The organism is Streptomyces sp. NPDC088252 (assembly GCF_044740965.1).
GTDB lineage: Bacteria > Actinomycetota > Actinomycetes > Streptomycetales > Streptomycetaceae > Streptomyces.
On the sequence record NZ_JBIURS010000050.1, the window covers coordinates 20,863 to 27,687 of the forward strand.

Here is a 6,825-nt window from a genome sequence, read left to right on the forward strand (position 1 = left end):
CGGTGGAGACGTGGCGCATATCAGCCCGAGCTGTCAGAACGGTGGTTCGGTGGAGTAGGTGCCGTCCCATGCGGGTGTGGTCGGTTTGCTTATCGGCTGCTGGAGGAGTCGTACAGCGTCTTGAATGCGGCCGAGGGCGATAAGGCGCTCGGCACGAAGAGAGCTGTTGACTGCCGGGTGCTGTGCGAGGACTGCGTCGGCTTCTTCGGTGCGGCCAGCTTTGTCACGCATGTCGGACAAGGCCCAGGCCGCGTACCAGGTGTCGCCCTCGGGGCGCGCCCGCGTCTGCTCGATCGCTTCGCCGAGCAGGCCGCAGTCGGCCATGAGCGGAAGCCGCATTTGGAAGAGGTCCCAGTACTCCTTGCCGTCTCTTCGTGCCTTGATGGCATCGAGGTGGGCCTGGCCCTCTCGGGACCGGCCGTGGTCGGCGTATAGGGTGCAAAGAGCGTGGACGAGCCAGTCCTCCGCGTCGTGTTCGGTGAGCGCGCGCAGCACCTCGATCGCCTCGTCGCTCCGTCGGTGCCGGACCAGGAGCTCGGACAGCGGTACAGCCACATGCCACATGCCGGACGGCGTAGCACCGAACGTGCGGTAGGCGGCGATCGCGCCTTCCACGTCGCCGCGTTCCTCCAGCACTTCGGCAAGGCGCTGCACGGCGTGCCCGTGGTAGTCGGACGCTGCGTACGCACGCAGTTCCCTGATTCGGTCGTGTCTGGCCAGCAGGCCGGCCAGCTGGTCACGGCCGTTGACGGAGATGACCTCGCGGGTGTGCAGCAAGGCGATCGCCTCCTCGATCCGGCCCTGGCGTTCCCTGATCGTGGCGAGCAGGCCGACTGCGTTGAACGGTTCCATCCGGAGGTTGTCGCAGTCCGGGTCGTCACAGGCAGGGACCGCCGCTTCCACCCGGGCCTCCAACAGTGCCGCCGCTTCCTCGTCCATGCCCGCCGTTTCGGCGACGTCGACCAGGCACTCGGCGAGGAACCAGTCCTGGATCCCGGCGCGCAGCAGCATGAACGCCTCGCCGCTGCGGCCATGGCGGGCCAGCAGGCACGCGAAGAAGACCAGCGCCAGCCGGTCACCGGCCTCCGCGTACGGGCGGGACAGCGCGATCGCCTCCTCCGCCCGGCCCCAGCCCTCCAGCAGCTCCGCCCGAGCTTGGGCCGCCGGCCACCAGTTTGTGGCGACGTACGGAGCGAGCACCTCCAACGCCTGCTCGCGCTGGCCCCGATGCCCGAGCAGCCGGGCCCACTCAAGCGCGCAGAACCACTCCCCGCGGCCGGCCTGGAACTCCACTTCCCGCTCATGACCGAGTTCGAGAAGCCGTGCTACCAGCGGCGGAGGAATGCAGCCCGTCAACGTTCGGGCCCGGTAGTCAAGATCATCAGCGTCCACGACAGCGCACCTTAGCCCTCACCACCGACACAGCCCGCACGTCGGGCCATCGCATGTGAGGGCAGGCGTCAATAAACGATCGTTTTTTGAAGATCGCCCAGAAGGGCCCCCGGACCCCGCAGGGCCTTCAGAAACCCCTTCAAAAACCTGGGGGGTTCAACAACCTCAGACCACCGTTTCCTGACATGATCCGGGGCCATGACCGCCCTCGAACCGGCCGACGGACCGGACCTCCTCGTTGCCGAACCACTCGTCCGCACCGAAATCAAGATCGGATACGCCCGGGTCTCCACCGGCGGGCAGAAGCTCGAACGGCAGGTCGACGCCCTCGCCGCCGCCGGATGCCGGAAGATCTTCGCGGACAAGAAGTCCGGCAAGAACGCCTTCCGCCCCGAGCTGAAGGCGTGCCACGCCTTCCTCGACGCCGGCGCCACCCTCGTGGTCCCCTCGCTCGACCGCTACGGTCGCAGCCTTCAGGACCTCATCAACATGGTCGCCGAGCTACGCGACCGAGGGATCGGCTTCACCTCGCTGCACGAGAACCTGGACACCACCACCCCCGGCGGCCGGCTCGTCTTCCACGTCTTCGCCGCCCTCGCGGAGTTCATCCGCGAACTCATCGTCATCGGCACCAACGAGGGCCTGGCCGCCGCCCGCGCCCGCGGCCGGGTCGGCGGGCGCCCCACCGTCGCCAGCGAGGAAGTCATCAAGGCCGCCCGCGACCTGCTGCCCGACCCCGGCCGCTCCATCACCTCGATCGCCAAGCTCCTCGGCGTCTCCCCAGGCACCCTCTACAACCACATCCCCGACCTGCGCGAACTGCGCGTCGGCACCGTCCACCGGCAGCTCGAAGCCCGTACGAGTTAGGCGGACCCCAGCAAGATCGTTCTCACCGGGATTTCCTGTACCTCAACTACAAGCGCCGCCAATTGCATCGGATGCGAACAGGCGACAGTTGATGTGTCGGCACCAGCAAGGGCGGACGACACCTCGCTGAACAGGGACGTCGGGCTCCGTTGCGTCGCGCGACGGTAGCGGCTGGCAAGCCCCGATGGCCAGCCGCTGTCACTCGTCCGGATGGACGGCCTGCGGTTTCGCCCCCGACTCGCATCCGATGCGGTTTTCTCTCATTGGATGCGAGCTACGGAGAGTGGTGGACAGTGAGGTTCAACGGGACGGTCCCGGGGGCGGCGAGACTGCACCTGACGGACGGCGTCGCACTGCTGCGGCCGGAGGAACAGGTCTTCTCCGCGATGCTGGGCGGATTCGCCAATCAGCAACTCGCACGGAACCTGGCCCGCTCGACTGTCGAAGGGCGGGAGAACATGGTGAAGGCGTTCACCGCCTACGTGAACGCCTTCCCCTGGCAGTGGACGCCGGCCATGGTGGATGAATGGCTCGGTGACTTGCGCTCATTGCGTGATCTGAAGCGTTCGACGATCCGCTCGTACTCCGAGGCCATCCGCTCCTTCTGCCACTTCGCCACCGACCCCCTCTACGAATGGGCCACCACGTGTGAAGAGCGGTTCGGCTCCCATCCGGTCCAGATCGTGCACGAGTGGAACACCGCGGTGCACGTCCAGGACAACGAGTCCGATGCGAAGAAGCGCGCCTTCACCAAGGCCGAGCTGCACGCCTTCTTCGCTCACTGCGACGACGAGGTGGCCCGCATCCGGGCCTTCGGCCGCAAGGGCTGGCTGCCCGCGTTCCGCGACGCGACGCTGTTCAAAACCGCGTACGCCTTCGGCACGCGACGCAACGAAACACGGATGCTGGACGCCGCTGACTTCGGCCGCAACCCTCACGGAGCCGAGTACGGCGAGTTCGGTCTGTGCCGCGTCCGGTTCGGCAAAGCCAAGAAGGGCTCACCGCCCAAGCGACGCACAGTGCTGACCGTCTGGGACTGGGCCCCCGACATCCTGGACGAGTGGTTCACCGAGGTCCGGCCGCTGTTCGGAGGCGAAGGGAACCCGGCCGCCTGGCCCTCCGAGCGCGGACTGCGGATCGGCTGCCAGCGGCTCAACTCCCGGTTCATCACCTACCGCCAGGCCCTTGGCCTGGACGAGGGACTGGACTTCCATTCCTTCCGCAGGTCCTACATCACCCATCTGATCGAGGCCGGCTGGGACCCGCGCTTCGTCCAGGAGCAGGTCGGTCACGACCACGCAAGCACGACCGCGATCTACACCTGCGTGAGCTCCGAATTCCGCACCCGCACACTCCGCCGACATCTGGACGGCACCATTGCCGCCGCCCTGAACAGCCAGGCCGGGAGGCAGAGGTGAAACGCAAGGTCGGCTACACGTGGAAGCTGCGTGAACTAATGGGCACTCACGGCATGTTCACCACCACCGAGCTGGTGCCGCTACTGCGCGACCGCGGCATCGAACTGTCAGCTTCCCAGGTCCACCGACTGGTCTCCGGCACCCCCGAGCGGTTGTCGCTCCAGGTCCTGGCCGCGCTCTGCGACATCTTCTCCTGCACGTCGGCAGACCTGGTCACCACGACCGCCGAGAACGCCGGAGTCCGCAAGACCGCGACCGGTGATCTCCCTGCCTTGCCGACGGCGGTCGCGAAACTGCGGCCCCGACCGGCCCGAATCCTTCCTGACGAGTGAGCCCCGCCTACACCCCCGAGGAGAGCGAACGCTGGCACAAGAGGACGTGCGCCCGCTGTCAACGCCACGGCTGGTTCGCCGCCCGCTGGCCCAACGGCTATGTCTGCCGCACCCGCCACGACAAAGCTCTCTGCGTTCGTGGAACCTGTCCCGAATGCCGAGTCGAGCGTGCTCTTCCCGGCCTACGTCCGAGCGACCGCACGCCGATCTGCTCCGACTGCGGGGGCTTCATGATGTCCTATCGATGCTCCCGCTGCGGAGAGGAAGGCAAGCTGCACAGAGGCCGGCTCTGCACCCGCTGCACCGTTGCCGACCGGCTATCCCAGCTACTGGACGACGGCACTGGCCGCATCCGCCCCCAACTCGTTCCGCTGGCCGACTCGCTCCGCACCATGGACAGCCCGTTGTCCGGCCTCGCCTGGCTCGACCGGAACAGGAACGCCCCGACTCCACCGCCGACTGGCTACGCCAACTCGCCACCGGCGACATCGAGCTGACCCACGAAGCCTTCCACAGCCTCGAACCCTGGCGGGCCGCCGCCCACCTGCGGGAACTCCTCATGTCCTGCGGTGTCCTACCCGCCGTCGACAAGCGGATCTGCTCGCTCGAACGATGGCTCATCGGCCACCTCGCCGACATTCCTGACCCCGACCACGCTCAGGTCATCCGCCGGTTCGCCACCTTGGGAAGTGCTCCCACGCCTGCGGACCAGCAGCCAGAAGAAGCCGATCACCCCGGCAGCCCGTCGACATGCCGCTGACCAGGTTAAGCAGGTCACGGCCTTCCTCACCTGGCTCGCCGCCCGTGATCACACCCTTGGCACCTGCGGCCAGACCGGGCATCGACGCCTGGCACACCGAGCAGAACGAGTACACCCGCAACACCATGCGAGCCTTCCTGCTCTGGTGCTCGGCCAGCAAGCTCACCCGCCCTTCCGGCTGCCCCCCGGTCCACATCCGCCGGGCCACCCCGATGCCGCAGCCCGAACGACTGGAATTGATCGGGCAGCTCCTCACCGACCCGGACCTACCGCTTCGTACTCGGGTCGCGGGCGTGATCGTCCTGCTCTATGCCCAACCACTCAGCCGAGTCGTGCGCCTCACCCTGGACGACGTCGGCCACAGCAACGACCAGACGTTTCTCCCTGAATCTGCGGTCGGCCGAATGAACCTGCTACTCCGCAGGAAGGGGACTCAACGGGATCTCGGACAACGCCCAGCGCGTGAACGTGAGCAGAGCCTCGCCGACGATGTCCTCAAGCCGATCAAAATCCTCCGGCAGCACGTCGAGCAGGAAGTGCTCGACTTCCCGGTCGGCCCGTTTGATCAGGACGAGGCAGCGATAACAGGGCTTGGGAGGACGCTCAAGAAGGATCGCGCGCAGAGACCCCGTCGCATCGTCGGCCAGGCACTGATCAAGCCATCCAGGCTCGCGTCCCCTGCCGAGGTTGAGGCGCTCGCTCTTCGAACTCAGCTCTACGAGGACCTGCTTGTTCACACGCTTGATCTCTTTGGGGACGTTCAGCGGCATGAAGGCAGGTTATCCACCAACGGCCAGAACGCGAGGGGCTGCCAGCACAGACCATGACCTGCGGCACCCCAACACACAGTGACAGTCCTCGACGTGGACTTCGACCGACATGCGCTCCGAACAGAGAAGCGCATGGAGCGAGTGGACATCTACGTCCCCTCGTTGTCGCTGATCCTCGAGTTTGATGGCTCGTACTGGCACGAAAGTACAGAAGAGACGGACGAGGAGAAGGCACGTCGTCTTCGGACGATCGTCAAGCACGTGGCACGCGTCCGTGAACATCCACTCAAATGTCTCGATCCTGTCCACGATGTCGTGGTTCCCTTCCAAGCAGCCCCGGAGACGGCGGCCGCCATCGTGCTGAAGCACCTCGTCAAGCTCGACGTCATCTCGCGCGCCAAAGCTGAGGACTATCTGCGGGTTCCCGGCCCACGGGCAGTTGACCGGGCGGAGCAGATCCTTGCCGATCTTCGTAGGCGCGCCTGCGAGCGGAAGGCAGCCAGGGAGCAGGTGGGGCAGCCTGCCAGGCCAATCGACGGCAACGGGCAGACCCCAGAGCCTCCGCTGACGCTGTGGTGACGGTCAAGATCGCTGCCATCAGCGGGGCATTCGGAGAGTTCCAATACCCGACTGCACCATTAGCCTCGATCTTGCATGATGGTCCGTCAGCTTGCTGATGGACCCTTCCTGCTCGTTCAGAGCGGGGATTTCTGCTTGCGAACAGGCTGATGGCCCGGATGTCGCGCCGGGTGGGCGCCGGGTTCCACGGCTCCGGGGTGTGCTGCTCGTAGGGACGGGACGCTGCTGGTCAGCCAGGGTTTGGGAGGGCATCGAGCCGGGCGAGCGCGCTGGTGATCACGTCGGTCCAGGGCCAGTGCTGTGCCAGGCGGAGGATGCGGCGGCGGCCGGTGGTGACGAGCTGGGCAGCGGCGGAGAACAGCCGCAGTCGCAGGCGGCGGGGTTCCCACAGGCGTGCGGCGCCGGTCAGCGCCAGCATCGGCATCCAGGCAAGCAGGTCCAGAGCGATCTGGACGATCTCCAGCCAGATCTGGTTCTGTGCGGCGTCGTGCAGGGGCAGGTTGCGCAGGCCGGTGGCCCGCGCGGCGCGGATGCGGTCCTCGGCCCTCGCACGCTGGCGGTGCCGCAGTTCGAGCGTGGCGATCGGAGTGTTCTTGGTGTTGGTGGCGAAGCAGACACCTCAGGGTTCTAACTCGTCAAGCGGCGGCAGGGAGTTCGATGGGGAAGGCGGTTTGTTCGCCGAACAGCTTGCGGTGCTGGAGACAGTG

The 6,825-nt window shown here is 66.6% G+C and carries 6 protein-coding genes and 1 pseudogene; 5 read left to right on the forward strand and 2 right to left on the reverse strand.

Annotated elements, in window-relative coordinates; translation table 11 throughout:
- Positions 1–33 precede the first annotated feature (33 nt).
- Complete coding sequence (locus ACIOHC_RS42925) at positions 34–1,392, reverse strand: hypothetical protein (RefSeq protein ID WP_401846846.1); 1,359 nt, start codon at positions 1,390–1,392, stop codon at positions 34–36.
- 198 nt (positions 1,393–1,590) lie between these two features.
- Between ACIOHC_RS42925 and ACIOHC_RS42930 the strand changes: the two genes are divergently transcribed.
- The 5 genes from ACIOHC_RS42930 to ACIOHC_RS42950 all read left to right on the forward strand — a co-directional run bounded on the left by ACIOHC_RS42930 (position 1,591) and on the right by ACIOHC_RS42950 (position 6,118).
- Positions 1,591–2,259, forward strand: coding sequence for a recombinase family protein (locus ACIOHC_RS42930; RefSeq protein WP_401846849.1), 669 nt, complete (start codon positions 1,591–1,593; stop codon positions 2,257–2,259).
- Positions 2,260–2,552: 293 nt separating this feature from the next.
- Positions 2,553–3,677, forward strand: coding sequence for a tyrosine-type recombinase/integrase (locus tag ACIOHC_RS42935; RefSeq protein WP_401846852.1), 1,125 nt, complete (start codon positions 2,553–2,555; stop codon positions 3,675–3,677).
- Entirely contained in the window at positions 3,674–4,009 is a 336-nt protein-coding gene (locus ACIOHC_RS42940) for a helix-turn-helix transcriptional regulator (protein WP_351085979.1), read from the forward strand. Before ACIOHC_RS42935 ends, ACIOHC_RS42940 begins: the two co-directional genes overlap by 4 nt.
- 804 nt (positions 4,010–4,813) lie before the next feature.
- On the forward strand, positions 4,814–5,596 hold the full coding sequence (locus tag ACIOHC_RS42945; protein ID WP_401846854.1) for a hypothetical protein: 783 nt from the start codon (positions 4,814–4,816) through the stop codon (positions 5,594–5,596).
- A 36-nt stretch (positions 5,597–5,632) separates the two neighbouring features.
- Entirely contained in the window at positions 5,633–6,118 is a 486-nt protein-coding gene (locus ACIOHC_RS42950) for a hypothetical protein (protein ID WP_351085983.1), read from the forward strand.
- A gap of 229 nt (positions 6,119–6,347) precedes the next feature.
- Here ACIOHC_RS42950 and ACIOHC_RS42955 read toward each other — a convergent pair.
- Positions 6,348–6,731, reverse strand: a pseudogene (locus ACIOHC_RS42955) (transposase); the annotation flags it as partial.
- Positions 6,732–6,825: the final 94 nt, after the last annotated feature.

Excerpts from the sequence above, each read along its gene's own strand:
- ACIOHC_RS42930 (WP_401846849.1), top strand. The coding sequence starts at position 1,591 with ATGACCGCCCTCGAACCGGCCGACGGACCGGACCTCCTCGTTGCCGAA.